The 25105-nt window shown below is 71.1% G+C and carries 24 protein-coding genes; 18 read left to right on the top strand and 6 right to left on the bottom strand.

Annotation, left to right across the window (positions count from 1 at the left end; translation table 11 throughout):
* The first annotated feature begins 18 nt into the window (after positions 1–18).
* From lepB to ACZ5K7_RS40825, 8 genes are all read left to right on the top strand, one after another.
* Positions 19–804, top strand: coding sequence for a signal peptidase I (gene lepB / locus ACZ5K7_RS40790; protein ID WP_468922203.1), 786 nt, complete (start codon positions 19–21; stop codon positions 802–804).
* Positions 794–1318 carry an NUDIX hydrolase gene (locus ACZ5K7_RS40795; RefSeq protein ID WP_468922208.1) on the top strand — a complete coding sequence of 175 codons (525 nt, stop codon included), beginning with the start codon at positions 794–796 and terminating at the stop codon, positions 1316–1318. Before lepB ends, ACZ5K7_RS40795 begins: the two co-directional genes overlap by 11 nt.
* 56 nt (positions 1319–1374) lie before the next feature.
* Positions 1375–1683, top strand: coding sequence for a DUF2469 domain-containing protein (locus tag ACZ5K7_RS40800; protein WP_043444228.1), 309 nt, complete (start codon positions 1375–1377; stop codon positions 1681–1683).
* Positions 1684–1835: 152 nt separating this feature from the next.
* Positions 1836–2207, top strand: a complete 372-nt coding sequence (locus ACZ5K7_RS40805; RefSeq protein WP_351712516.1) for a YraN family protein — start codon at positions 1836–1838, stop codon at positions 2205–2207.
* 1 nt (position 2208) lies between these two features.
* Positions 2209–3819 (top strand): YifB family Mg chelatase-like AAA ATPase, encoded by a 1611-nt coding sequence (locus ACZ5K7_RS40810; RefSeq protein ID WP_468922211.1) that lies wholly within the window; start codon positions 2209–2211, stop codon positions 3817–3819.
* Positions 3816–4964, top strand: coding sequence for a DNA-processing protein DprA (gene dprA, locus ACZ5K7_RS40815; protein WP_468922213.1), 1149 nt, complete (start codon positions 3816–3818; stop codon positions 4962–4964). The genes ACZ5K7_RS40810 and dprA overlap by 4 nt, the downstream gene beginning before the upstream one ends.
* A gap of 328 nt (positions 4965–5292) precedes the next feature.
* Positions 5293–6135: an RNA polymerase sigma factor WhiG gene (gene whiG, locus ACZ5K7_RS40820; protein WP_384485635.1), complete on the top strand. Its 843-nt coding sequence runs from the start codon at positions 5293–5295 to the stop codon at positions 6133–6135.
* Positions 6136–6273: 138 nt separating this feature from the next.
* The gene (locus ACZ5K7_RS40825) at positions 6274–6831 is read left to right on the top strand and encodes a TetR/AcrR family transcriptional regulator (protein WP_351712573.1); all 558 of its coding nucleotides are present in this window, start codon (positions 6274–6276) and stop codon (positions 6829–6831) included.
* Between the two features lie 103 nt (positions 6832–6934).
* Here ACZ5K7_RS40825 and ACZ5K7_RS40830 read toward each other — a convergent pair whose 3' ends face one another.
* Positions 6935–7561 (bottom strand): murein hydrolase activator EnvC family protein, encoded by a 627-nt coding sequence (locus ACZ5K7_RS40830; RefSeq protein WP_468922217.1) that lies wholly within the window; start codon positions 7559–7561, stop codon positions 6935–6937.
* A 241-nt stretch (positions 7562–7802) separates the two neighbouring features.
* On the opposite strand from ACZ5K7_RS40830, the gene rpsB reads away from it, so the two are divergent.
* The 10 genes from rpsB to ACZ5K7_RS40880 all read left to right on the top strand — a co-directional run bounded on the left by rpsB (position 7803) and on the right by ACZ5K7_RS40880 (position 20191).
* Positions 7803–8741, top strand: coding sequence for a 30S ribosomal protein S2 (gene rpsB / locus ACZ5K7_RS40835; protein ID WP_351712506.1), 939 nt, complete (start codon positions 7803–7805; stop codon positions 8739–8741).
* A gap of 180 nt (positions 8742–8921) precedes the next feature.
* On the top strand, positions 8922–9758 hold the full coding sequence (gene tsf, locus ACZ5K7_RS40840) for a translation elongation factor Ts (protein ID WP_351712504.1): 837 nt from the start codon (positions 8922–8924) through the stop codon (positions 9756–9758).
* 208 nt (positions 9759–9966) lie between these two features.
* Positions 9967–10725 carry a UMP kinase gene (pyrH, locus tag ACZ5K7_RS40845; protein WP_351712502.1) on the top strand — a complete coding sequence of 253 codons (759 nt, stop codon included), beginning with the start codon at positions 9967–9969 and terminating at the stop codon, positions 10723–10725.
* A gap of 145 nt (positions 10726–10870) precedes the next feature.
* Positions 10871–11428 carry a ribosome recycling factor gene (gene frr / locus ACZ5K7_RS40850; protein WP_351712500.1) on the top strand — a complete coding sequence of 186 codons (558 nt, stop codon included), beginning with the start codon at positions 10871–10873 and terminating at the stop codon, positions 11426–11428.
* Positions 11428–12771, top strand: coding sequence for a phosphatidate cytidylyltransferase (locus tag ACZ5K7_RS40855; RefSeq protein ID WP_468922223.1), 1344 nt, complete (start codon positions 11428–11430; stop codon positions 12769–12771). Before frr ends, ACZ5K7_RS40855 begins: the two co-directional genes overlap by 1 nt.
* A gap of 154 nt (positions 12772–12925) precedes the next feature.
* On the top strand, positions 12926–14167 hold the full coding sequence (locus ACZ5K7_RS40860) for a cytochrome P450 (RefSeq protein WP_468922225.1): 1242 nt from the start codon (positions 12926–12928) through the stop codon (positions 14165–14167).
* A gap of 951 nt (positions 14168–15118) precedes the next feature.
* Entirely contained in the window at positions 15119–16225 is a 1107-nt protein-coding gene (rlmN, locus tag ACZ5K7_RS40865) for a dual-specificity RNA methyltransferase RlmN (protein WP_351712492.1), read from the top strand.
* A gap of 212 nt (positions 16226–16437) precedes the next feature.
* Positions 16438–17505, top strand: a complete 1068-nt coding sequence (locus tag ACZ5K7_RS40870; protein WP_468922229.1) for a thiamine ABC transporter substrate-binding protein — start codon at positions 16438–16440, stop codon at positions 17503–17505.
* A 65-nt stretch (positions 17506–17570) separates the two neighbouring features.
* On the top strand, positions 17571–19169 hold the full coding sequence (locus ACZ5K7_RS40875) for an ABC transporter permease (protein ID WP_468922232.1): 1599 nt from the start codon (positions 17571–17573) through the stop codon (positions 19167–19169).
* The gene (locus ACZ5K7_RS40880) at positions 19169–20191 is read left to right on the top strand and encodes an ABC transporter ATP-binding protein (RefSeq protein ID WP_351712486.1); all 1023 of its coding nucleotides are present in this window, start codon (positions 19169–19171) and stop codon (positions 20189–20191) included. Before ACZ5K7_RS40875 ends, ACZ5K7_RS40880 begins: the two co-directional genes overlap by 1 nt.
* 90 nt (positions 20192–20281) lie before the next feature.
* Here the strand turns inward: ACZ5K7_RS40880 and ACZ5K7_RS40885 are convergent, their stop codons facing one another.
* From ACZ5K7_RS40885 to ACZ5K7_RS40905, 5 genes are all read right to left on the bottom strand, one after another.
* Positions 20282–21013: an LAETG motif-containing sortase-dependent surface protein gene (locus ACZ5K7_RS40885; protein WP_351712484.1), complete on the bottom strand. Its 732-nt coding sequence runs from the start codon at positions 21011–21013 to the stop codon at positions 20282–20284.
* Positions 21014–21151: 138 nt separating this feature from the next.
* The gene (locus tag ACZ5K7_RS40890) at positions 21152–22282 is read right to left on the bottom strand and encodes an LOG family protein (RefSeq protein ID WP_468922236.1); all 1131 of its coding nucleotides are present in this window, start codon (positions 22280–22282) and stop codon (positions 21152–21154) included.
* 84 nt (positions 22283–22366) lie between these two features.
* Complete coding sequence (locus tag ACZ5K7_RS40895; protein WP_351712480.1) at positions 22367–22774, bottom strand: VOC family protein; 408 nt, start codon at positions 22772–22774, stop codon at positions 22367–22369.
* A gap of 107 nt (positions 22775–22881) precedes the next feature.
* The gene (locus ACZ5K7_RS40900; RefSeq protein WP_468922239.1) at positions 22882–24276 is read right to left on the bottom strand and encodes a hypothetical protein; all 1395 of its coding nucleotides are present in this window, start codon (positions 24274–24276) and stop codon (positions 22882–22884) included.
* Positions 24258–24998: an ABC transporter ATP-binding protein gene (locus tag ACZ5K7_RS40905; protein ID WP_351712476.1), complete on the bottom strand. Its 741-nt coding sequence runs from the start codon at positions 24996–24998 to the stop codon at positions 24258–24260. Before ACZ5K7_RS40905 ends, ACZ5K7_RS40900 begins: the two co-directional genes overlap by 19 nt.
* Positions 24999–25105 lie beyond the last annotated feature (107 nt).

Here is a 25105-nt window from a genome sequence, read left to right on the forward strand (position 1 = left end):
CGGGTAGGGTGCGGCCTCATGGGTGGCGAGAGCACGATACGTACGGCCCCGCGCAGCGGAGGCACCGGCGCCGGCGCGGCGCAGACCGGCAGCACGCTCGGAAATCGCTTGTCCGGGATCGCCGTCGCGCTGGGCATCGTCCTGTTCCTCGGCGGGTTCGCCTGGGCAGCGGTGGTCTACCGGCCGTACACCGTGCCCACCAGTTCCATGACACCGACGATCGACGCCGGGGACCGGGTCCTCGGCCAGCGCATCGACGGCGGCGAGGTTCGCCGGGGCGACGTCGTGGTCTTCCACGACACGAGCTGGGTCTCCAACGCGGACGTCGTCAAGCGCGTGGTCGCGATCGGCGGCGACACCGTCGCCTGCTGCACGAACGGCAAGCTGACCGTCAACGGCAAGCAGATCGACGAACCGTATCTGCCGGCGGGCAGCCTGGCCGAGCTCCAGGGCTTCCCGACCGTCACCGTCCCCAAGGGCCGGCTCTTCCTTCTCGGCGACGAGCGCCAGGGCTCCCTGGACTCCACCGCCCACCTCACGGACGCGGCGAAGGGCACGGTCGCCCGCAGCGCCGTGAGCGCCCGCGTGGACGCCGTCATCTGGCCCATGAAGGGCCTGCTCAAGCGCCCGACCGGCTTCGAGACGCTGGGCGCCCTCTCCCAGCCGGGCCCGCTGCGTGTCATCGAGTTCATGATCGCGGGCGGTGCCGTGCTGGTTCTGGTCGGCGGCGCGTACGGCCCCATCGCCGGCCTGCTGGGCCGCTCCCGCTCCCGTGGCCGTACGGAGCCCGCCGGTGCCCGCTGAGGCGCTGCCGGAGGGCACCCCGCGCGCCCCGCGCAAGGTGGCCCGGGTGGTCCTCCTGGATCCCGACGACCGCATCCTGCTCCTGCACGGCCATGAACCGGACGACCCGACCGACGACTGGTGGTTCACGCCCGGCGGCGGACTGGAGGGCGACGAGACCCGTGAACAGGCCGCACTGCGGGAACTCGCCGAGGAGACCGGCATCACGGACGTCGAACTCGGCCCGCTGCTGTGGCGGCGGATGTGCTCCTTCCCGTTCGCCGGCCGCCGCTGGGACCAGGACGAGTGGTACTACCTGGCCCGGACGGCGCATACGTTCGAGGTGAAGCCCGAGGCCACAGCCCTGACCGAGCTGGAGCGGCGCAGTGTCGTGGGAGCACGTTGGTGGACGTGCCGGGAACTGACCCGGGCGCATGAGACGGTGTATCCGACCAGACTCGCCGAGCTGTTCCGTAGGCTGCTCGACGAAGGTCCCCCCGTCAGGCCCGTCACCCTTGACACGGAAATCGTCTAGGGGCACGCGGGACTGGCGCACAATGGTGGGATCGCACGGCTGAAGGGGAACATGCCATGAGCGCCGAGGACCTCGAAAAGTACGAGACCGAGATGGAGCTGAAGCTCTACCGGGAGTACCGCGATGTCGTCGGTCTGTTCAAATTCGTGATCGAGACCGAGCGGCGCTTCTACCTCACCAACGACTACGAGATGCAGGTGCACTCGGTCCAGGGTGAGGTGTTCTTCGAGGTGTCCATGGCGGATGCCTGGGTCTGGGACATGTACCGCCCGGCCCGCTTCGTGAAACAGGTCCGCGTGCTGACGTTCAAGGACGTGAATATCGAGGAGCTGAACAAGAGCGATCTGGAGCTTCCGGGCGGCTGAGCCGGGATTCGAGAGCGGCTTGGGATCAGCTTCGAGGGCGGCTTGGGATCACCCGTGTGAGTGACGGAGTTGTCCACAACCGCTGAGTAACCCACCAAGATCCACTTCTGGGTCGGGGATGCGTGACGGTTGGCGCCGGAGGTGGTGCCGACATGAACACGAATCGGGCACGCAGTGCACTCGGCAAGTACGGCGAGACGCTGGCCGCGCGGCGGCTGGCGGAGGCCGGTCTGACGGTCCTGGAGCGCAACTGGCGCTGCGGCAGGTCGGGCGAGATCGACATCGTGGCGCGGGACGGGGACGTCCTGGTGGTCTGCGAGGTCAAGACCCGGCGGGCGGGGCTCTTCGAACACCCCATGGCCGGGGTGACCCCCGAGAAGGCGGAGCGCCTGCGTGGCCTCGCCGAACACTGGATCCACGCACACGGAGGAGCACCGCCGGGCGGCGTCCGCATCGACGTGATCGGCGTGCTCCTGCCGCAGCGCGGGGCGCCCGTGGTCGAGCACGCCCGGGGGGTGGCGTGAGATGGGGTTCGCGCGGACGTGCTCGGTGGCGCTGGTGGGCGTCGAGGGCGTGGTGGTCGAGGTCCAGGCCGACCTGGAACCGGGAGTGGCGGCGTTCACGCTGGTGGGGCTGCCGGACAAGAGCCTGACGGAGAGCAGGGACCGGGTACGGGCGGCGGTGGTGAACTCGGGGGCGGCCTGGCCTTCGAAGAAGCTCACGGTCGGGCTGAGCCCGGCGTCGGTACCGAAGAGCGGCAGCGGCTTCGATCTGGCGGTCGCCGCGGCGGTACTCGGCGCGGCCGAGCGGATCGATCCCCGGGTGCTCGCCGAGATCGTGATGATCGGCGAGCTGGGCCTGGACGGACGGGTGCGGCCGGTCCGGGGCATCCTGCCGGCGGTGCTGGCCGCCGCCGACGCCGGATACGAGCAGGTGGTCGTGCCCGAGAGCGCGGTACCGGAGGCCTTGCTGGTGCCGGGAGTGTCGGTGCTCGGCGTGCGCAGCCTGCGCCAGCTCATCGCGGTCCTCACCGACGAACCGGTGCCCGACGAGGAGCCGATCCCCGGGGAGATCCGCTCCGACCCCTTCCTCGCCGGGCTCGCCCTCCCCGGCATGGGGCTCGGCACCGGCATGACGACCGGTGATCACGCTCCCGACCTGGCCGACGTCGCCGGACAGCAGGTGGCCAGGGCCGCTCTGGAGGTGGCCGCGGCCGGACGCCATCACGTCTTCTTCAAGGGCCCGCCCGGAGCCGGCAAGACCATGCTGGCCGAGCGGCTGCCGGGGCTGCTGCCCGAGCTGAGCCGGCAGGAGTCCCTCGAGGTCACCGCCGTCCACTCGGTCGCCGGGATGCTGCCACCGGGCCATCCCCTCGTCGACAGGGCGCCCTACTGCGCCCCGCACCACTCGGCCACCATGGCCTCGCTGGTCGGCGGCGGCACCGGCCTGCCACGCCCCGGAGCGGTGTCCCTGGCTCACCACGGCGTGCTCTTCCTGGACGAGGCAGCCGAGTTCCACAGCAGCGTCCTGGACGCCCTGCGCCAGCCCCTGGAGTCCGGGCACGTCGTGGTCGCCCGGGCCGCCGGGATGCTGCGGATGCCGGCGAGGTTCCTGATGGTCCTGGCCGCCAACCCCTGCCCCTGCGGCCGGCACGGCATCCCCGGCGACGCCTGCGAGTGCCGGCCCTCCTCGATCAAGCGGTACCGGGCCCGGCTCTCCGGGCCCCTGCTGGACCGCGTGGACCTCAGGGTGAGCGTCGAACCGGTCGCCCGGGAGGAACTGCTGCGGCTCCATACCAACGCCGAACCCTCCGCCGCCGTGGCCGACCGGGTGCGCGCGGCCCGGGAGCGGGCCGCCCGCCGCTACGACGGTCTGCCTTGGCACACCAACAGCGAGGTGCCCGGCCATGAGCTGCGCACCCGCTGGCACGTCCGGCCCGGCGCGCTCGCCAAGGCCGAACTGGATCTCGACCGTGGCCTGCTCACCGCGCGCGGGCTGGACCGGGTGCTCCGCGTCGCTTGGACCCTGGCCGACCTCGCGGGCCGCGACCGGCCCTCCGTCAACGACGTCAACCTGGCCCTGGAACTGCGCACCGGCGTCCGGCGCGGTGCGGTCCTGGAACGGACCGCGACATGAGCGCCGGCGGACTGCACGCCCGGATCCTCCTCACCAGGGTCATCGAACCCGGCGACGAGACGGGCGGCCGGTGGCTGCGCGAGTACGGGGTCCAGGAGGTGGTCCGGCGGCTGTGTGCGGGCGGGGCGGCGGCGCTGCCCGGGGTGAGCGAGACCCGCTGGGCGGGCCTTCGTTCCCGGGCCGGGCACGCCGACCCGGAGCGGGACCTCGCGATCGCGCGGGAGGCCGGAATGCGTTTCGTCGCCCCCGGCGACACCGAGTGGCCCACCCAGCTCGACGACCTCGGGGACGCCCGCCCCCTCGGGCTGTGGGTGCGGGGCCGCCCCAGCCTGCGGATGTGGGCGCTGCGGGCCGTCGCCGTCGTCGGGGCGCGGGCCTGCACCGAGTACGGGGCGCACATGGCGACCACCCTCGCCGCGGGACTCGCCGAGCGCGGCTGGGTGGTGGTGTCCGGCGGTGCCTACGGCGTGGACGGGGCCGCCCACCGCGGCGCCCTCGGTGCCGATGGTGCCACCGTTGCGGTGCTGGCCTGCGGGGTCGACCGGCCCTACCCGCGGGGGCACACCGAGTTGATCGGCAGGATCGCGGAACAGGGCCTGGTGGTGGGGGAGTTGCCGCCCGGTGAGCATCCGACGCAGAGCAGATTCGTGCTCCGCAATCGGGTGATCGCGGCCCTGACCAGGGGAACCGTCGTCGTGGAGGCCGCCCACCGCAGCGGCTCGCTGGTCACCGCACGGGCGGCACAGCGGCTCGGCCGGTTCACCATGGGGGTGCCCGGCCCCGCCACCAGCGGCCTCTCGGCCGGAGTGCACGAATTACTGAGAGGGGAGGCCGTCCTCGTCACGGACGCCGCGGAGGTCGTCGAACTCGTGGGCGACATGGGTGAGCTGGCACCGGCCAGACGCGGTCCCGTTCTCCCGCGTGACCTGCTGGAACCCGCCGCCCGGCGGGTCCTGGCCGCCCTGCCCGGGAACCGGACGGCGTCACCCGAAGAGGTGGCACGGGGCGCTCAGACGTCCGAGGACGAGGCCGTCGCGAGGCTGTACGAACTCCGAGCACTTGGTTACGTCGAACGACACGGCGACGGCTGGAAGTTGACACGCCAGGCGATGATCTCGGTCCGAGAGGGTCGGAGTCGGCGCTGACCGAGCGTGTTCGGCCGTCCGGGGGAACCCCCGACGCCCTTGGGAATTCCCGGAGTTGACACCTCCGGTCGATCACACAGAGCGACGTGCCGAGCGCGGCCGGACGCGCCGTGCAGGGGGTTCGCGCAGGGGTGGAGCCTCGGTGTTCGCGCACCGCGACTCCTCAGTCACGCTACGCTCACAAAAGCCCTGACGCAGACCGCGCCAACCGGCACCGGACCGACACCTCGACCACCCCGCACCCATCACCCGCGGCTCACCTCACCTCACCTCACGGCACATCACAGCACTTCCTGGCACTTCACGGCAGAACGGCACAAGGCGACGAATGCCCCAGCACACCTCCGGGTCCGACCGGGCGGCGATCCCCCCAGCCGCCCGCGACGGTGGCAGCGTGCGGCCGCCCGCTCCCTCGACGCTCGACGAGCTGTGGCGGTCGTACAAGGCGACGGGGGACGAGCGGCTGCGGGAGCAGCTGATCCTGCACTACTCGCCGCTGGTGAAGTACGTGGCGGGACGGGTGAGCGTCGGTCTGCCGCCCAATGTGGAGCAGGCCGACTTCGTCTCCTCCGGGGTGTTCGGGCTCATCGACGCGATCGAGAAGTTCGACGTCGACCGGGAGATCAAGTTCGAGACGTACGCGATCACCCGGATCCGCGGCGCGATGATCGACGAGCTGCGGGCGCTGGACTGGATCCCCCGGTCCGTACGGCAGAAGGCGCGCAACGTCGAGCGGGCGTACGCCACGCTGGAGGCCCGGCTGCGCAGGACGCCCTCGGAGGTCGAGGTGGCCGCCGAGCTCGGCATCGAGGTCGACGAACTCCATGCCGTCTTCAGCCAGTTGTCGCTGGCCAACGTGGTGGCGCTGGAGGAGCTGCTGCACGTCGGGGGCGAGGGCGGGGACCGGCTGAGCCTGATGGACACGCTGGAGGACACCGCCGCGGACAACCCCGTGGAGGTGGCCGAGGACCGGGAGCTGCGGCGGTTCCTGGCGCGTGCCATCAACACGCTGCCGGAGCGGGAGAAGACCGTGGTGACCCTCTACTACTACGAGGGGCTCACACTCGCCGAGATCGGCAACGTCCTCGGGGTCACCGAGAGCCGGGTCAGCCAGATCCACACGAAGTCCGTGTTGCAGCTGCGGGCGAAGCTGGCGAGTTTCGGCCGCTGAGCGGCGGCTTTCGGCCGGGGGCCCGGAGATTCAGGGGCGTGGCCGCCGGGGAGTGACCCGTGTCCCGGTGGCGCTGTCTCCCGTCCGGCGCGGCGCGTCCGTAGAGTGGTTGACGTGCCAAGGATTCGAGCGGCCTCCGTGGCCGAGCACCGGTCGATGCAGCGAGCCGCCCTGCTGGACGCGGCGCGGTCCCTGCTGTCCGAGGGCGGGACGGAGGCGCTGACGTTCCCCGCGCTCGCCGAGCGGACGGGACTCGCACGCTCGTCCGTGTACGAGTACTTCCGCTCCCGGGCCGCGGTGGTCGAGGAGCTGTGCGAGGTCGACTTCCCCGTGTGGGCGGCGGAGGTCGAGGCGGCGATGGAGCGCGCGGCTTCCCCCGACGGCAAGGTCGAGGCGTACGTCCGGCAGCAGCTGGCGCTGGTCGGGGACCGCCGGCACCGGGCGGTGGTCGCGATCTCGGCGAGCGAGCTGGACGCAGGGGCGCGGGAGAAGATCCGGGCCGCGCACGGCGGGCTGGTCGCGATGATCGTGGAGGCGCTGGGGGAGCTGGGGCATGCGCAGCCCCGGCTGGCGGCGATGCTGGTGCAGGGGGTGGTGGACGCGGCGGTCCGGCGCATCGAGCTGGGCGCGGCGGAGGATCCGACGGTCATCACGGACGCGGCTGTGGCCATGGCGCTGCGAGGTGTGCAGGGCTGAGCCCGAGGGCTCGCAGGTGGTCGGCGCGAGTGGAGCGCCCCTTCAGGGGCACGCGGAACTGCGCGACCAGCCACCGTCCGGCCGCACTCGCGCGCCCCCCCCGTCACCCCTCCGGCAGCGGAACCCCCAGCACCGGCAGCAGTCTCGACGGCCCCCCGTTCAGCAACCACGGCGGCAGCAGCAGCAACGGGTCCACATACACGTCCCCCCTGAGCAGCCCCCAGTGCACACACGCACGCGCACCACAGTGCGCACCCAGCCGCTCCACTGTCCCCACCACCTGCCCCGCCGTCACCTCCTCCCCCTTCTTCACCTGCGCCGTCACCGGTTCGTACGTCGTGCGCAGATCCGTCCCGGCGAGTCGCACCGACACCACGCCCCGCCCGGCCACCCGCCCCGCGAAAGAGACCCGGCCCGCCGCCACCGCCCGCACCTCCGCGCCGGGCGCGGCGCCCAGATCGACCCCGCGGTGCCCGGGGCCGTACACCGTCGCCGGCGGCTCCCAGCCCCGCAGCACCGGCGGCCGTACCCCCACCGGCCAGGCACGCCCGATCGCCGGGACCGTCGCGGGAGGGGGCGGGGGATCGGCCGCCCAGGCCACAGCCCGGTTCCAGGTCCAGGCCCAGGTCCCGGCCACCGCCAGGAGCAGCGGCACCGTCGCCGCCCACATCCACCGCATCGTTCGTCGCATCGCCCACATGACCGAACCGTCCCGCAAACCGCCGATCATGGCCGGTACCTGTGGACTACTCACCGGTTGTGGACGGCGGCGTCACCCGGTGCCTCGCGGGTCCCGTACACTTCCTTTGGCGATCCGGGTCACCGGGTCGACTTCGCACGCCCCGACACCAGGTCGGCAAACGATCTGGGTCAGCGCTTCTCGGTCCTTCGTGGCACAGCGCAAACGGGCGTCAGGCGCGGGAGCCGTCCGGTACCCGCGGCACAACCGAGAACTTCAAGGAGATACGGCCATGGCCGTCGTCACGATGCGGGAGCTGCTGGAGAGCGGCGTCCACTTCGGTCACCAGACCCGTCGTTGGAACCCGAAGATGAAGCGCTTCATCTTCACGGAGCGCAACGGCATCTACATCATCGACCTGCTCCAGTCGCTGTCGTACATCGACCGCGCCTACGAGTTCGTCAAGGAGACCGTCGCCCACGGCGGCACGGTCATGTTCGTCGGCACGAAGAAGCAGGCGCAGGAGGCCATCGCCGAGCAGGCCACCCGCGTCGGCATGCCCTTCGTCAACCAGCGCTGGCTGGGCGGCATGCTCACCAACTTCTCCACCGTCTACAAGCGTCTGCAGCGCCTCAAGGAGCTCGAGCAGATCGACTTCGAGGACGTCGCCGCGTCCGGTCTCACCAAGAAGGAGCTTCTCGTGCTGTCGCGCGAGAAGGCCAAGCTGGAGAAGACCCTCGGTGGTATCCGCGAGATGTCCAAGGTGCCCAGCGCCGTCTGGATCGTGGACACCAAGAAGGAGCACATCGCGGTCGGTGAGGCCCGGAAGCTCAACATCCCGGTCGTCGCCATCCTCGACACCAACTGCGACCCCGACGAGGTCGACTACAAGATCCCGGGCAACGACGACGCGATCCGCTCCGTCACCCTGCTCACCCGCGTGATCGCCGACGCGGTCGCCGAGGGCCTCATCTCCCGTTCCCGTGTCGCCACCGGTGACAAGGGCGAGAAGGCCGCCGGCGAGCCGCTCGCCGAGTGGGAGCGCGACCTGCTCGAGGGCGAGAAGAAGGCGGACGAGGCCGAGGTCCAGACCTCTGCCGAGACCGAGAAGGTCGCCGACGCGGAGCAGGCCGAGGCTCCGGCCGCCGCCGAGGCCGCTGTCGAGGCTCCGGCCGCCGAGGCCGAGGCCCCCGCCGCCGAGGCTCCGGCCGCGGACGCCGAGCAGGCCTGACCGTCCGGTGAAGCGTTGACGGTGGGGGCGGTGCCATGAAGTCCGCCCCCACCGTTCACCCGTAGGTCAGCCAACGGTCCGCGATCCACCCCTACAGGTGGAATCCGCACATGGGATCCATGTGGATCGCAGACGTGCAGATCTTCGATCTTCCAGACTTCGAGAAAGACTTACAGACTCATGGCGAACTACACCGCCGCTGACGTCAAGAAGCTCCGTGAGCTCACCGGCGCCGGCATGATGGACTGCAAGAAGGCCCTGGACGAGGCCGAGGGCGATGTCGACAAGGCTGTCGAGGCGCTCCGCATCAAGGGCCAGAAGGGCGTCGCCAAGCGCGAGGGCCGCTCCGCCGAGAACGGCGCCGTGGTCTCGATCATCGCCGACGACAACTCCTCCGGCGTCCTCGTCGAGCTGAAGTGCGAGACGGACTTCGTCGCCAAGGGCGAGAAGTTCCAGGCCGCCGCCAACACCATCGCCGAGCACGTCGCCAAGTCCACCTACGCGGACCTGGACGCCCTGCTCGCCTCCGAGATCGAGCCCGGCAAGACCGTCCAGGCGTTCGTGGACGAGGCCAACGCCAACCTCGGCGAGAAGATCGTCCTGGACCGCTTCGCGCAGTACGCCGACGGTTTCGTGCTCGCGTACATGCACCGCACGATGCCCGACCTGCCCCCGCAGATCGGTGTCCTCGTCGAGCTCGACAAGCCGAACGCCGAGATCGCCAAGGGCGTCGCCCAGCACATCGCCGCCTTCGCGCCGAAGTACCTCTCCAAGGAGGACGTGCCGGCCGACGTCGTCGAGTCCGAGCGTCGTATCGCCGAGGAGACCACCCGCGCCGAGGGCAAGCCCGAGGCCGCGCTCCCGAAGATCGTCGAGGGTCGTCTGAACGGCTTCTTCAAGGACGCCACGCTGCTCGGCCAGCCGTACGCGCTCGACAACAAGAAGTCGGTCCAGAAGGTTCTGGACGAGGCCGGTGTCACCCTGAAGCGCTTCACGCGCATCAAGGTCGGCATCTGAGTCCGTACCGCGATCGACGCGCGACCCGCGGGGAAATCCCGGTAGGGTCGGTCGACAGCAGTCGTCCGGGTACCCGGCCAGACCCAGGGTCGTGACGGACGGCAGCAGATCTGACGAGGAGGCCATTGCCGCGCATGGGCAGCGAAAAGCGACCCCATCGGCAATGGCCTTCTTCGTATGTGCACCACGTGAAAGAGGCGGGATCTCCATGACCACCAAGGCTCAGAAGAGCGACGACGGCAAAGTACGCGGCCGGTTTCTGCTGAAGCTGTCCGGAGAGGCGTTCGCCGGTGGCGGCGGCCTGGGCGTGGACCCCGACGTGGTGCACAAGATCGCCCGTGAGATCGCGGCCGTCGTCCGCGACGGCGCCGAGGTCGCCGTCGTCATCGGCGGCGGCAACTTCTTCCGTGGCGCCGAACTCCAGCAGCGCGGCATGGACCGGGCCCGCTCGGACTACATGGGCATGCTCGGCACCGTGATGAACTGCCTCGCCCTCCAGGACTTCCTGGAGAAGGAGGGCATCGACAGCCGGGTGCAGACCGCGATCACCATGGGTCAGGTCGCCGAGCCGTACATCCCGCTGCGCGCCGTGCGCCACCTGGAGAAGGGCCGCGTGGTCATCTTCGGCGCCGGTATGGGCATGCCGTATTTCTCCACCGACACCACCGCCGCCCAGCGTGCCCTGGAGATCGACGCCGAGGCGCTGCTCATGGGCAAGAACGGCGTGGACGGGGTCTACGACTCCGACCCGAAGAAAAACCCCGACGCCGTCAAGTTCGACTCCCTCGGCTATGGCGAGGTCATCACCCGCGAGCTCAAGGTCGCCGACGCCACGGCGATCACGCTCTGCCGCGACAACAAGCTGCCGATCCTCGTGTTCGAGCTGCTCGCGGAGGGCAATATCGCGCGGGCCGTCAAGGGTGAGAAGATCGGCACGCTGGTGGGTGACCAGGGCGGCCGGGCCTGACCGGCACCGCCTGACGCACCCTGACCGGGGGATGGACAATGTCCTGCCGGTCGGGAAACGTGCAGGAAAGAAGACGCGACGCAGCCGGCCGCCGCCCGCACAGGAACCGCAGCCGGGCCTTACTCAAGACACGCAGGAGCAAGTGGTGATCGAAGAGACCCTCCTCGAAGCCGAGGAGAAGATGGAGAAGGCGGTCGTGGTCGCCAAGGAGGACTTCGCCGCGATCCGCACCGGTCGTGCGCACCCGGCGATGTTCAACAAGATCGTGGCCGACTACTACGGTGCGCCGACGCCGATCAACCAGCTGGCCTCGTTCTCCGTACCGGAACCGCGCATGGCGGTCGTGACCCCGTTCGACAAGAGCGCGCTGCGCAACATCGAGCAGGCGATCCGCGACTCGGACCTGGGCGTCAACCCGAGCAACGACGGCAACATCATCCGTGTGGTGTTCCCGGAGCTCACCGAGGAGCGCCGCCGCGACTACATCAAGGTCGCCAAGAGCAAGGCGGAGGACTCCCGGGTGTCCATCCGCTCCGTCCGCCGCAAGGCCAAGGACGCGATCGACAAGCTGATCAAGGACGGCGAGGTCGGCGAGGACGAGGGCCGTCGCGCCGAGAAGGAGCTCGACGACACCACCGCGAAGTACGTCGCGCAGGTGGACGAGCTCCTCAAGCACAAGGAAGCGGAGCTTCTCGAAGTCTGATGAACGACTCATCCTGGGGAGCGCCGCCGCACGCCGGTCCGCAGGCCGGGCAGGCCGGCTCACCGGCCGGGTACTGGGGTCCGACCGATCAGGGCTCCGGCCAGGGGTACGACCAGGGTCCTGTCCAGGGCCAGGGGTACGCCGACGGTTCCGGCCGCGGTCAGGGGTACGACCATGCTCCCGGCCAGGGGTACGACCACGGCTATGCCCATGGCTATGGCCAGGGGCACGTCCAGGGAGCCGCCCCGGCGGGTCCCGCGTACGATGCGCATGACGCGCAGCACACTCGCCCCATGCCCATCGTGCCCGACGACGCACCACCGTACGGCGGAGACCAGGACGACGACCGGGGGGCCGCTCGGCTGAGCGGCCCCCTGTTCCGCGACGAGACCTTCCAGGACGGTACGTCCCGCGACGGGACGTACCGCAACGACACCTCGTCGGCGCAGCCTCTGCCGCATGCGGCGGCGCCGCAGAATCCGGAGCCCATGCCCGACGCCCCGCAGCCGGCCCCCGCGCCGCAGAAGAAGAGCGCGGGTCGGGACCTGGGCGCGGCCATAGGGGTCGGCGTCGGACTGGGCGTCGTGATCGTGGCGTCCCTGTTCGTCGTCAAGGCCGTCTTCGTCGGCGTGGTCGCGGTCGCGGTCGTGGTGGGCCTGTGGGAGCTGACCAGCCGGCTCCAGGAGCGCAAGGGCATCAAGGCGCCCCTGGTCCCGCTGGCGCTCGGCGGCGCGGCGATGGTGGTCGCCGGCTACGCCCGCGGTGCCGAGGGGGCCTGGGTCGCCCTGGCACTCACCGGGCTGGCGGTCCTGGTCTGGCGGATGACGGAACCGCCGGAGGGCTATCTCAGGGACGTCACGGCGGGCCTCTTCGCGGCGTTCTACGTTCCGTTCCTGGCGACCTTCGTCTCGATGATGCTCACCGCCGACGACGGTCCCCGCCGGGTGATCACCTTCCTCCTCCTCACGGTGGTCAGCGACACCGGCGCCTACGCGGTCGGCTGGCGCTTCGGCACCCACAAGCTCGCCCCGCGCATCAGCCCCGGCAAGACCCGCGAGGGCCTGGTCGGCGCGGTGCTGTTCGCCATGGCCGCGGGCGCGCTGTGCATGCAGTTCCTGATCGACGACGGCACCTGGTGGCAGGGCCTGCTCCTGGGCCTCGCGGTCGCGGCCAGCGCCACCCTCGGCGACCTCGGCGAGTCCATGATCAAGCGGGACCTGGGCATCAAGGACATGGGCACACTGCTCCCGGGCCACGGCGGCATCATGGACCGCCTGGACTCGCTGTTGCCGACGGCTCCGGTGGTGTGGCTGCTGATGGTGCTCTTCGTCGGCAGCGGCTGACGTACACCTGTCGTAGTCGAGCCCCCGTCCTTCACAGGGCGGGGGCTCATCGGCTTGTCGGCCCCGGATGACGCAGCAGAAATCGCATGGTCAGTCCGGTGGGAGGCACACTCCCTGTGAGGACGCTGTGTCTCCGACGCGCAGGAGTGTGCCCATGCCCCTCGACCCGGCCCCTGCCTCCACCCCGCCCCAGACCCCGCCTCCTGCGGTGCGGTTCTGGCCCGTCGACGACCTGCCCGCCCTCGACCCCGACCCGTTCCTCGACGAGATGCTGCGGGACGAACCGGTCGCCCGGATCAAGCTCGCGCACGGCGAGGGGCACGCCTGGCTGATCACCCGGTACGAGGACTGCCGCTTCGTCACGTCCGACCCCCGCTTCTCCCGGGAACAGGTCGTCGGCCGCGACGTCACCAGCATGCGCCCGGAGCCCGTCGCCTCACAGACGGCGGGCCTGCAGTACATCGACCCGCCCCGGCACAACCGGCTGCGCCGGGTCGTCGCCCGTGCCTTCACCGGGCGGGCCATGCAGCGGCTGCGGCCGATGGCCGAGCGCAGGGCCGCCGAACTGCTCGACGTGATGGCGGCCGCCGGGCCGCCGGCCGACCTCATGGAGCATCTGCACGGCCCCTTCCCGATCGCCGTCATCCGTGACTTCCTCGGCGTCGACGAGAAGGACTGGCACCGCTGGGCGGCGACCGGCGAGGCCCTGCTGTCCGCCGGGCCCGACTCCGAGGAGCGCGCCAAGGAGGCTGCCCGGACCACGCGGGCCCGGATCGCCGAACTGCTCCAGCACCGCCGCGAGGAGCCCCGCGAGGACCTCGCCGGAGTGCTCGCGCTGGCCACCGAGGCCGACGAGATCACCGACGACGAGGCGATCTCCCTGGCCACCGCGATCCAGGTCAGCGGCGGTCACGCGGTCCGCAACAACAGCGGCTCGATGATGTACGCGCTGCTCACCCATCCCCGCCACCTCGAGCGGCTGCGCCGCGAGCCGGAGCTGCTCCCCAAGGCCGTGGACGAACTCTTCCGCTACGTCCCGCACCGCAACGGTGTCGGCATCCCGCGGGTGGCCATCGAGGACGTCGAGGTCGGCGGCCAGCTGATCCGGGCCGGTGAGGTCATCTACAACGCGTATGTCGCCGCCAACCGCGACCCCGCGGTCTTCACCGACCCCGACGACCTGGACTTCGACCGCACCGACGGCCCCCACCTGGCCTTCGGGCACGGTCCGCACCACTGCATGGCCGCCATCATGGCCCGTATGGAGGCCGAGATCATGATCGGCTCGGTCCTCACCCGGTTCCCCGGCATCCGCCTGGCGGTGCCGGCCGAGGAGGTCGAGTTCCAGCGCCAGGGCCTGATCCGAGGCCCGCGCACCCTGCCCGTGACGTGGTGACCGAGGCGGCCGAAACGGAGCGATGCGCGACCCACGGCGTCCAGGGCGGCGTTCGTACAGTGGCGCGCTCCGCCTGAACGGAACGCCAGGGAGGACCTCGCCCGCTCCGCGATGGTTGGGGCGACGGCGGACGGGACGGGAGCCGGCGAGAGCGGCGGGGGCGAGGGATCTGTCGGGCGCACCGGCAGCCCGCGGGTCCGCGCTAGCCCGCGGGGCCGCGCGCATCGCATGGCGTGGTCTTCACGGTCCGCCAGGCCGTCGACGGTCCTTCATCATTCCCACGGCGAACGATACGGCCCCCACTCCAGCGGTGATCAGTCCCGCGACCGAGGTGATGATCGCGGAGGGATCCGCTCCCGACTTGCCGGCGGACGACGCGTCGCCGGCATCCCGGAGCCGGACCGTTTCGGTGACCGTTACCGTCATGGCCGGAATGGGTGACGGCGACTCCGAGCCCGGGCCCGCGCCGCCGCCACCGGGTGGCGTAGCTCCCGGCGGAGTGCTTTCCGGTGGAGTGGCGCTCGGTGAAGTGGCTTCTCCGCTGGTCGACGTAGCGGTGGGTTGCGTCGAACCGCCCAGCCCTTGATCGGGCCGGGTGATGAAGACGACCACCGTGAGCAAAGCCACGCTCACGCACAACAGAGCAGCTCCAACCCATACCAAGCGAGACCGTTCGGCAGAGCCAGGCGTTCGGGGCTTCCACGATGGCCAGCGTCTGGCTTCGCGGTGCGTCACATCATCAGATTGCGACAGGTCGGCCGACCGCGCGACATGAACACGACCGATCGATCTGGGCGTGAGCGGTCGTTCAAGACCGACCAGGCTTCAACGCCCAGGGGTGCCGTCCGTGCCCTGCACGACCGGAAGAAGGCCAGGCGTGCCCTCCGCGTGCGTCCCCGGTGTTCCGTGAGCCGCAGGTCACCCAAGTGGATCTGCGACACTGGTACCACCATGCCCAAGCCCGGAGAACTCACCTTTGTCGCGCCGCGCGGAGCCAAGAAGCCGCCGCGGCATCTTGCCGATCTCACGCCTGCCGAGCGCAAGGACGCGGTGGCCGAGATCGGTGAGAAGCCGTTCCGTGCCAAGCAGCTCGCGCAGCACTACTTCGCGCGGTACGCGCACGACCCCGAGCAGTGGACGGACATCCCGGCCGGCTCCCGGGACCGGCTGCGGGACGCGCTGTTCCCCGAGCTGATGACCGTCGTACGGCATCTGTCGACCGACGAGGGCACCACCCGCAAGACGCTGTGGCGGCTGTTCGACGGCACGCTCGTCGAGTCCGTGCTGATGCGCTACCCGGACCGGGTGACCATGTGCATCAGCTCGCAGGCGGGGTGCGGGATGAACTGCCCGTTCTGCGCGACCGGGCAGGCGGGCCTCGACCGGAACCTGTCCACCGCGGAGATCGTCCACCAGATCGTGGACGGGATGCGGGCGCTGCGGGACGGGGAGGTGCCCGGCGGTCCGGCGCGACTCTCCAACATCGTGTTCATGGGGATGGGCGAACCGCTCGCCAACTACAAGCGGGTCGTCACCGCCATCCGGGCGCTGACCGACCCGGCCCCGGACGGGCTGGGCCTCTCGCAGCGCGGGATCACCGTGTCGACGGTCGGGCTCGTGCCGGCCATCCACCGGTTCGCCGACGAGGGACTCAAGTGCCGGCTCGCGATCTCCCTGCACGCCCCCGACGACGAGCTGCGCGACACCCTCGTCCCCGTGAACACGCGGTGGAAGGTGCGCGAGGTGCTCGACGCCGGGTTCGAGTACGTCGAGAAGAGCGGGCGGCGGTTGTCGATCGAGTACGCCCTCATTCGCGACATCAACGACCAGGCGTGGCGAGGGGACCGGCTGGGCCGCCTGCTCAAGGGCAAGCCCGTGCACGTCAACCTCATCCCGCTGAACCCGACGCCGGGCTCGAAGTGGACCGCGTCGCGGCCCGAGGACGAGAAGGCGTTCGTCGAGGCGATCGCCGCGCACGGGGTGCCCGTCACCGTCCGGGACACCCGTGGTCAGGAGATCGACGGAGCCTGCGGTCAGCTCGCGGCCACCGAGCGGTAATCTGAGGGCCGCAGGTACATCTTCATATTCCGACAGGGGAGCGCCACAGCGCTGAGAGTGCGGCAATCGGGCCGCAGACCCTCTGAACCTCGCCCAGGTCATTCTGGGTAGGAAGTTCGGTCATCACTCAAGCTGTTGCGCCCTGCCCAGAAGATCAGATCCTCTGGGCAGGGCCGCGTCTCTTCCTGGTCCACCCCAGGAGGAAAACACCAGTGCACACAAGGACCTTCTTGGCCGCGGCCGTGGGGCTCGGTCTCGTCACGCTGTCCGCGTGTTCGTCGTCGGGTACCGGGACCGACTCCAAGACCGTCACCCTGGTCAGCCACGACTCATGGGCCGTCTCCAAGACCGTGCTACAGGACTTCGAGAAGCAGTCCGGTTACAAGGTCAGAGTCCTCGAGGACGGCGACGCCGGCCAGGCCGTCAACAAGGCGATCCTGACCAAGGACAACCCGCAGGGCGACGTCTTCTTCGGCGTCGACAACACCCTGCTCTCCCGCGCCCTCGACAACGGTCTCTTCCAGCCGTACCAGGCCAAGGGCCTCGACCAGGTCGGCACGGACTACCAACTCGACGCGGGCAAGCACCGGGTCACCCCCATCGACTACGGCGACATCTGCGTCAACTACGACAAGGCCTACTTCAGCAAGCACAAGCTGACCCCACCCACGTCCTACGCCGACCTCGTCAAGCCGCAGTACAAGAACCTCCTCGTCACCGAGAACGCGGCCACCTCCTCGCCGGGGCTCGGCTTCCTGCTCGGCTCCGCCGCCGCGTACGGGGACAGCAGCTGGCAGGGCTACTGGAAGAAGCTCAAGGACAACGGCGTCAAGGTCGTCGACGGCTGGGAGCAGGCCTACAACGAGGAGTTCTCCGGCTCGGCCGGCGGCAGGAAGGCGAAGGGCGACCGGCCGCTCGTCGTGTCGTACGCCTCCTCCCCGCCCGCCGAGGTCATCTACGCCGACCCGAAGCCCAGCACCGCGCCCACCGGTGTCGCGACCGGCACCTGCTTCCGGCAGATCGAGTTCGCCGGGCTGCTGAGCAACGCCGAGAACACCAAGGGCGGCAAGGCGCTCGTCGACTTCCTGATCTCCAAGGAGTTCCAGGAGGACATGCCGTTGAACATGTTCGTGTACCCGGTGGTCAAGGGGGCCGCGGTGCCCGCCGAGTTCACGAAGTACGGTCCCGCCGCCGCGGACCCCGAGACCATGGCGCCCGACAGGATCGCCGCCAACCGTGACCAGTGGGTCAAGACGTGGACGTCACTCGTACTCAAGTAGCACGTACTCAAGCAGCTCGTGGTCAATCAGCAGCCCGGCGCGGGAGCGTGGCGCGGCTCGGCCTGATGGCCGTGCCCGTCGCGTTCTTCGCCGTCTTCTTCGCCTGGCCGGTCGCGGCGATCGTCACGCGCGGGCTGAAGGCCGACGGGGCGTGGCGGTTCGGGCGGATCGCCGACGTCGTCGGTCAGTCCGACATCCGGCACGTCCTGTGGTTCACCACCTGGCAGGCGCTCGCCTCCACCGCGCTCACCCTGCTGGTGGCGCTGCCGGCCGCCTATGTCTTCGCCCGTCTCGACTTCCCGGGCAAGCAGGTGCTGCGGGCCGTGGTGACGGTGCCCTTCGTGCTGCCGACGGTGGTGGTCGGTACGGCGTTCCTGGCGCTGGTCGGCCGCGGCGGACTGCTGGACGAGCTGTGGGGCGTACGACTGGACACCACCGTCTGGGCCATCCTGCTGGCGCATGTCTTCTTCAACTACGCGGTCGTCGTACGGACCGTGGGCGGGCTGTGGGCCCAACTGGACCCACGGCAGGAGGAGGCCGCGCGGATGCTCGGCGTCTCGCCGCTGGAGGCGTGGCGGAAGGTCACCCTGCCCGCGTTGGCGCCCGCCGTGGCCGCCGCCGCGCTGATGGTCTTCCTGTTCACCTTCACCTCTTTCGGCGTGGTCCAGATCCTCGGCGGGCCGACCTTCTCCACCCTCGAAGTGGAGATCTACCGGCAGACCTCCGAGATCTTCGACCTCTCCACCGCCGCCGTCCTCACGATCGTGCAGTTCGTGGCGGTCGGCGCGATCCTCGCCGTGCACGCGTGGACGGTACGGCGGCGGGAGAGCGCGCTGCGGCTGGTGGACCCGTCGGTGACGGCACGCCGGCCGCGCGGGGCCGGGCAGTGGGCACTGCTCGGCGGGGTCCTCGCCACCGTCGCCGTGCTCCTGGTGCTGCCGCCGGCCGTGCTGGTACGGCGGTCGTTCGACGGGGGGTTCGGCTACTACCGGGCGCTGGGTGACGCCGACGGGGGCACCTTTCTGGTCGCGCCCGTCCAGTCGGTGGTCACTTCGCTCGAATACGCCGTCGCCGCCACCGCCATCGCCGTGGTGATCGGCGGGCTCGCCGCCGCCGCGCTGGCCCGGCGGGACGCGGGGCGGCTGGTACGGGGCTTCGACGCGCTGCTGATGCTGCCGCTCGGGGTGTCCGCGGTGACCGTCGGCTTCGGGTTCCTGATCGCCCTCGACAAGCCGCCGCTGGACCTCAGGCAGTCCTGGATTCTGGTGCCGCTCGCCCAGGCGCTGGTCGGGGCGCCGTTCGTCGTACGGACCATGCTGCCCGTGCTGCGTGCCGTGGACGGACGGCTGCGGGAGGCGGCGGCCGTGCTCGGGGCCTCGCCGTGGCGGGTGTGGCGGGAGGTCGATCTGCCGATGGTGCGGCGGGCGTTGCTGGTCGCGGCCGGGTTCGCCTTCGCGGTGTCGCTGGGGGAGTTCGGGGCGACGGTGTTCATCGCGCGGCCGGACAACCCGACGCTGCCGGTGGCCGTGGCACGGTTGCTGTCCCGCCCCGGCGACCTCAACTACGGCCAGGCGATGGCCCTTTCCACGATTCTGATGGTGGTGTGCGCGGTGGCGCTGCTGGTGCTGGAGCGGCTGCGGACCGACCGGACGGGGGAGTTCTGATGCCGCTTCTCGAACTGGAGCAGGCCACCGTGCGGTTCGGCGGGCGGGCCGTGCTCGACGCCGTGGACCTTCAGGTCGCCGAGCACGAGGTGGTGTGTGTGCTCGGGCCCAGCGGGAGCGGCAAGTCGACGCTGCTGCGGCTGGTGGCGGGGCTGCAACCGCCGGACGCGGGACGGGTGCTGCTCGACGGGCAGGACCGGACGCGGGTACCGGCCCATCGCCGGGGGGTCGGGCTGATGTTCCAGGACCATCAGCTGTTCCCGCAGCGGGACGTGGGCGGGAACGTGGCCTTCGGGCTCCGGATGCGTGGTGCGGGCAAGGGGGAACAGGCCGAGCGGGTCGGCGAGTTGCTGGAACTGGTGGGGCTGCCGGGGGCCGCCCGGCGGGCGGTGGCCGGGCTCTCCGGCGGTGAGCAGCAGCGGGTGGCGCTCGCGCGGGCGCTGGCGCCCCGGCCCCGGCTGCTGATGCTCGACGAACCGCTGGGACAGCTCGACCGCTCGCTGCGGGAGCGGCTGGTGGTCGAACTGCGGGAGCTGTTCGGCAGGTTGGGCACGACCGTGCTCGCGGTCACCCATGACCAGGGTGAGGCCTTCGCGCTGGCCGACCGGGTGGTGGTGATGCGGGACGGCCGGATCGCCCAGTCCGGCACACCCCTCGACGTCTGGCAGCGGCCGGCCGACGAGTTCGTGGCGCGCTTCCTCGGCTTCGGCAACGTGGTCCCGGCGACCGTCGAGGGCTCGGCCGCGGTGACGCCCTGGGGGAAGCTGCCGCTGCCCGGGAACGCGCCTCAGGGGCCGCGCACCGTGCTGGTACGGCCCGCGGGCGTACGGCTCGTGGCGGCCGACGCGGGACTGCCCTGCACGGTGACCGCCCGCACCTTCCAGGGCACCCATGTCACCGTCCACCTCCAGCCCCAGGACGGCCCGCGCCTGGAGGCGGCCTGCGCGCTGCGGGAGGCACCGGAGGCCGGGGACGCGGTGGGCGTCGAGTTCGACGCGGCGGAGACCGTCGTACTGGACTGAGGCCCTTCAGGACACGGCCGAGGCCCGTCCCCCGGGGATACGGGGACGGGCCTCGACGTGTACGAAAGCGGTGTAACGAAGGCGGGTGCGTCAGCTTCCGCTGTTCGCCCCACGACGGCGCATGCCGAACCACACGGCGCCGCCGCCGACCACGACCAGCGCGCCCGCGACGCCGGCGATCAGACCGGTGTTCGAGTTGGCACCGGTCTCGGCGAGGTTCGACTCACCGACCGCCGGGGACGGGGCGTTGTCCGACGTGCCCGCGGGGGCGGTGCTGCTGCTCTCCGAGGCCGACGGGGTCGGGGAGTCGGACTCGGCCGGGGTGGACGCGGACTCCGACGGCGACGGCGTGGCCGAATCCGACGGGGACGGGCTGGAGCTCTCCTCGCCCTTGCAGGCGGTGGACGAGGTGGTCAGGTTCGGCGTGATGTCCTTGTCGATCTGGATCTTGCCGCTGTCGACCTTGACGTGAACGCGGTACACCGCGTTCGGCTGCCAGTCCTCGGAGAAGGTGACCGGGGTGCCCTCCTTGGAGCCCTTGACGGTCTGGGCTTCGCCGACCTGCTTCGCGTCGCCGCCGTTGCTCTCGAGGAAGACGGTGATCGTGGCAGGAGTACCGGAGGCGTCGGTGTCGGTGACCGTAATGACGCCATTGGCGCCGTCGCAGGTGGCTTCGGCGGAGAAATCAGAGATGTTGCACGCGAGGGCGGAACCGGAGACGCCGAGCGTCAGCGCGGCCGACGCAGCGGCAACTCCCAGGATGCGCACGGAACGACGTGCACTGCGGCGGGATATGGACACGTTTGTCCTTACTGGGTGCATAACTGCGGGGGGTTTGCAGGGGAGTTGACGCAACGTGAGGTGAGGCATCAGCAACCCCGGGAGGCTCACAGGTCTATAAGTGTGCCGTAAGTAGTGTCAATGCATATGCGGTCCACGGGCGTTGACTTTGCCTGCTTATTAATCGCCGAGACGTTTCAGTGCCTCGGAAGCCTGCTCGATCCGGTCAACCAGGGCGATACGGGACGCCATGGGCCGCTCCTGGGCAAGCGAGGTCAGCAGCTGCCAAGCCGGCAGCCGCTCGCTCCAGTGCGCCTCGTCCACGAGCACCATCGGGGTCGGCTCGCCCCGTGACTCGTAGTAGTTGGGCGTCGCGTTGTCGAAGATCTCCTGTACGGTCCCGGCGGCGCCCGGCAGGAACACCACACCGGCGTTGGAGCGGGCCAGCAGGCCGTCCTCGCGGGTGGCGTTGGCGAAGTACTTGGCGATGTGCGCGGCGAAGGCGTTCGGCGGCTCGTGGCCGTAGAACCAGGTGGGGATGCCGACCGAGGGCCCGCCGTCCGGCCAGCGCTCGCGGACCTCGAAGGCGGCCCGCGCCCAGTCGGTGACGGACGGCCGGAACGACGGCGCCTTGGCGAGGAGCCGCAGCGCCTCCTCCAGCATCCCGTCGTCGAAGGGCGCCGCGTACGCGCCCAGGTTCGCCGCCTCCATCGCGCCCGGGCCGCCGCCGGTCGCCACCGTGAAGCCCGCCCGCGCCAGCTCCCGGCCGAGCCGGGCGGCGCCGGCGTAGGCCTGCGTGCCGCGCGCCATCGCGTGCCCGCCCATGACGCCCACCACCCGGGCGCCGACGAGGAGTTCGTCGAGCGCGTCGGAGACCGCGTCGTCGTGGATCGACCGCAGCATCGAGGCGAATATGTCGCCGTCCGCCTTGGTCCCCTGGAACCAGGCGTACGAACGGGCGTCCGGAGTCGCCTCGTAGCCGTCGCCGAGCGCGTCGAACAGTTCGTCGGGCGTGTAGACGAAGGCGCGGTAGGGGTCGAAGGGGAGGTCCGGGACGGGTGGGAAGACGAGGGCGCCCAAGGCGCGGACCCGGGCGGCGGCCTCGGCCGACATCGGGCAGCCGAGGAAGACGGCGCCTGCGGCGTCGGTGGTGAGCAGGACGTCCGTACGGTCCGTCAGGTCGACGGCCTGGACGCGGTACCGGGCGAGCGTGCCGTGCGCGGCGACGACCTCGTCGAACTCGGCGAGGGACTCGATCTCACGGTCGCGGGCGGCACGGTGGGGCTGAGGCTGGGCGGGTGTCGGATGCACCCGCCCATGCTGGCACAGCTGTTCGTAGGGATTCGGAGCGATGCGTAGGGCCCCGTGGCGAAGGAGCGGTCGGGGCCGGGCCGGTCAGCCCTCGACCACCGCCGGGTCCATCCACGTGACCTCCCAGCTGTGGCCGTCGAGGTCGTCGAAGGAGCGGCCGTACATGAAGCCCTGGTCCTGGACGTCGTCGTTCGCCGTGCCGCCGGCCGCGACCGCCTTCTCCACCAGCTCGTCGACCTTCTCGCGGCTCTCCGCGCTCAGACAGATCAGCACCTCGCTGGTCTTCGTCGAGTCCGCGATCTCCTTCTTCGTGAAGTCGGCGTAGCGCTGCCTGCTCAGCAGCATCGCGATGATCGTGTCGCTGATCACGACACAGGAGCAGTCGTCGGTGCTGAACTGCGGGTTGATCGGGTAGCCGAGCTCCGTGAAGAACTTCCGCGACGCGGCGACGTCGTTGGTGGCCAGGTTCACGAAGATCATCTGCTGGTACATGGGGGTCTCTCCCTCGGGTGTCGTGCCGTTCGGGGGTACAGACCGCGGGGTGGTCCGAAAGTCATCGGTGGATTCGCACTCTTGTCCCGTGACTTTCGTACGGCGTCTCAGCGCGCGAGGGGCAGCGCGGCGAGGTCGGCGACCAGCAGGGTGAGCGGGGCGAAGAGGGCCAGCAGGGCACCGGAGCGCAGGGCCGCGGCGCTGCGCAGCACCGTGGCCGGGGCGCCGAGGCGGAGCAGGGCCTCGGTGGTGTCGGCGCGGGACTGGCGGGCCTCCACGGCGGCGGTCAGAAGAGTGGCCAGCGTGCAGCCGGCGACCACGGCACCGCCGAGGGTGGTGAGCGGGCCGAAGGCGAGGGTGCCGCCGTCGTCGTAGAGCGTGAGGGCCGCGAAGGCCGCCGACGCCACCGCGCAGACGACGCCGAGGGGGCGGCCGATGCGGGTGGCCTCCGCCATCAGGACGCGGCCGGCCAGGAGGCGGAGGGCTCCGGGGCGGGCGGTCTGGAGGAGGCGGCCGCAGAGATGGGTGAGGCCGGGGGCGGCGAGGATCAGGCCGAGGGCGGTGAGGGTCCAGCCGGCGAGGACCCCGACGGGGCCCGCGGCCAGGCCGCCGGGGAGGGTGGTCTCCGGGGTGGCTTCGGTGGCGCCCGCGTAGGACTCCACGGCGAGGCCCGCGGCAAGCACGGCGATGCCCCAGGGGAGGCCGGTGGGGGACTTCGTGACCGCGATCAGCTCAGGAACGTCCGCGGGGGCCGGGAGGGGGGTTTCGCCCGCCGGCGCTTGCGGGGTGCCTTCCCCGGAGGGGGCGTCCACGGCGGCCGCCTGTGCCGTCTCGGTGGCGCGGCCGGCCGTGGGCGGCGGTGTGGGCCGGGACGGGGGTGCGAAGAGGCGGGCGCCGAAGCGGCCGTACGCTCCGAAGGTCTCGCGCCCTGCCTTTGTGTCGTAGGCCCCGAAACGGCCGTAGATGCGCGCCCGGCCCGCCGGACCCGGCAGGTCCCTCGGGCGGAGGGTCACCGCCACCGCCGAGGACGCGAGCACCGGGAGCACGGCCAGGAGGGTCAGGGCCGCCGGGACGGGCAGGGACCTGTTCGCCGCCAGGAAGTCCTTCGCCGCGCCGTCGAAGGGCATGCCCGTGAGGTCGCCGCGCAGGTGGAGGAAGACCAGGAGGGCAAGCAGCGAGCCCAGGGTGCAGGCCAGGGCCGTGTTCAGGGCGGCGATGGCCATCAGCCGGGCGGGGCCCAGGCCCAGGGCGGACAGGCCCGGGCGCGGCTTGGTGCCGGGGTCGGTGCGGGCCACCGCGATCGCGAGGTACACCGTGGCGGCGAGCGGGATCGCACACCACGACAGGCGCAGCAGGGCGGCCGAGGAGTGGGTCGGGTGGACCATCGCGTAGCCGAGGGCGGACAGCAGCAGGAAGCCCGTGCCGGCGGCCGCCGTGGCCACCAGGAGGCGGCGCAGGTGGACGGCCGGGCGGGCGGCGCGGGTCAGACGGAGAGCGAGCACTCGGCCCGGCCCTCCGCTTCGGGGACCGGCGGCAGGTGGACCGTGTTCACCCGGCGCCCGTCCAGGAGCGAGATCTTGCGGTCGGCGAGGGCCGCCGTCTCCGCGTCGTGCGTGGCGAGGACCACCGTGATGCCGTGCGAGCGGGCCGCCGTGGTGAGGGTGCGCAGCACATGGGCGCGATCGGCGCGGTGCAGCGGTGCCGTCGGCTCGTCCGCGAAGAGGATCGTGGGGGCGGGGGCGAGGGCGCGGGCGATGCAGACGCGCTGACGTTCGGCCTGCTGGAGTCCCGCGGGGTGGCTGCGGGCCTTGTCGCCGATGTCGAGGCGCTCCAGCCACTCCAGCGCGGCCACCTTGGCCCGGCGGCGGCCGGTGCCGCGCAGCATCAGGGGCAGGGCGGTGTTCTCCCAGACGTTCAGCTCGGGGACCAGCGTCGGCGCCGGGTCGATCCAGCCGAAGCGGTCGCGGCGGAGCCGTTCGCGGGTGAGCGGGCCCATGCGGTGCACGGCCGTGCTGTTGAACCAGACCTCGCCGTGCTGCGCCGGGACCAGACCGGACAGGCACCTCAGCAGCGTGGTCTTACCGCTGCCGCGCGGCCCGCTGACGGCGAGGATCTCGCCCTCGCGTACGCCGAGCGAGACACCGGCGACACCGGGCGAGCCGTCCGGGTGGCAGAAGTGCAGGGAGCGTGCCCACAGCACGTCGTTGTCCGGCGGGGCCTCCATGGGCGTACACCTCGGTTCTGATCCGTTTTCCCGTCTTCGATCCCCCGTCCGGGGGAACGAAGGCCGGGGCGATCGGTCACGTGCACGCTAGGCAGGTCGGGGGGCCG

The sequence above is a fragment of the Streptomyces sp. NPDC031497 genome (assembly GCF_055580905.1).

Coding starts and splice junctions, on each gene's coding strand:
- lepB (WP_468922203.1), top strand. CDS start 19: ATGGGTGGCGAGAGCACGATACGTACGGCCCCGCGCAGCGGAGGCACC.
- ACZ5K7_RS40800 (WP_043444228.1), top strand. CDS start 1,375: ATGAGCGCCGAGGACCTCGAAAAGTACGAGACCGAGATGGAGCTGAAG.
- ACZ5K7_RS40805 (WP_351712516.1), top strand. CDS start 1,836: ATGAACACGAATCGGGCACGCAGTGCACTCGGCAAGTACGGCGAGACG.
- ACZ5K7_RS40810 (WP_468922211.1), top strand. CDS start 2,209: ATGGGGTTCGCGCGGACGTGCTCGGTGGCGCTGGTGGGCGTCGAGGGC.
- dprA (WP_468922213.1), top strand. CDS start 3,816: ATGAGCGCCGGCGGACTGCACGCCCGGATCCTCCTCACCAGGGTCATC.
- whiG (WP_384485635.1), top strand. CDS start 5,293: ATGCCCCAGCACACCTCCGGGTCCGACCGGGCGGCGATCCCCCCAGCC.
- ACZ5K7_RS40830 (WP_468922217.1), bottom strand. CDS start 7,561: ATGATCGGCGGTTTGCGGGACGGTTCGGTCATGTGGGCGATGCGACGA.
- rpsB (WP_351712506.1), top strand. CDS start 7,803: ATGGCCGTCGTCACGATGCGGGAGCTGCTGGAGAGCGGCGTCCACTTC.
- tsf (WP_351712504.1), top strand. CDS start 8,922: ATGGCGAACTACACCGCCGCTGACGTCAAGAAGCTCCGTGAGCTCACC.
- pyrH (WP_351712502.1), top strand. CDS start 9,967: ATGACCACCAAGGCTCAGAAGAGCGACGACGGCAAAGTACGCGGCCGG.
- ACZ5K7_RS40855 (WP_468922223.1), top strand. CDS start 11,428: ATGAACGACTCATCCTGGGGAGCGCCGCCGCACGCCGGTCCGCAGGCC.
- ACZ5K7_RS40860 (WP_468922225.1), top strand. CDS start 12,926: ATGCCCCTCGACCCGGCCCCTGCCTCCACCCCGCCCCAGACCCCGCCT.
- rlmN (WP_351712492.1), top strand. CDS start 15,119: ATGCCCAAGCCCGGAGAACTCACCTTTGTCGCGCCGCGCGGAGCCAAG.
- ACZ5K7_RS40875 (WP_468922232.1), top strand. CDS start 17,571: ATGGCCGTGCCCGTCGCGTTCTTCGCCGTCTTCTTCGCCTGGCCGGTC.
- ACZ5K7_RS40880 (WP_351712486.1), top strand. CDS start 19,169: ATGCCGCTTCTCGAACTGGAGCAGGCCACCGTGCGGTTCGGCGGGCGG.
- ACZ5K7_RS40885 (WP_351712484.1), bottom strand. CDS start 21,013: ATGCACCCAGTAAGGACAAACGTGTCCATATCCCGCCGCAGTGCACGT.
- ACZ5K7_RS40895 (WP_351712480.1), bottom strand. CDS start 22,774: ATGTACCAGCAGATGATCTTCGTGAACCTGGCCACCAACGACGTCGCC.
- ACZ5K7_RS40905 (WP_351712476.1), bottom strand. CDS start 24,998: ATGGAGGCCCCGCCGGACAACGACGTGCTGTGGGCACGCTCCCTGCAC.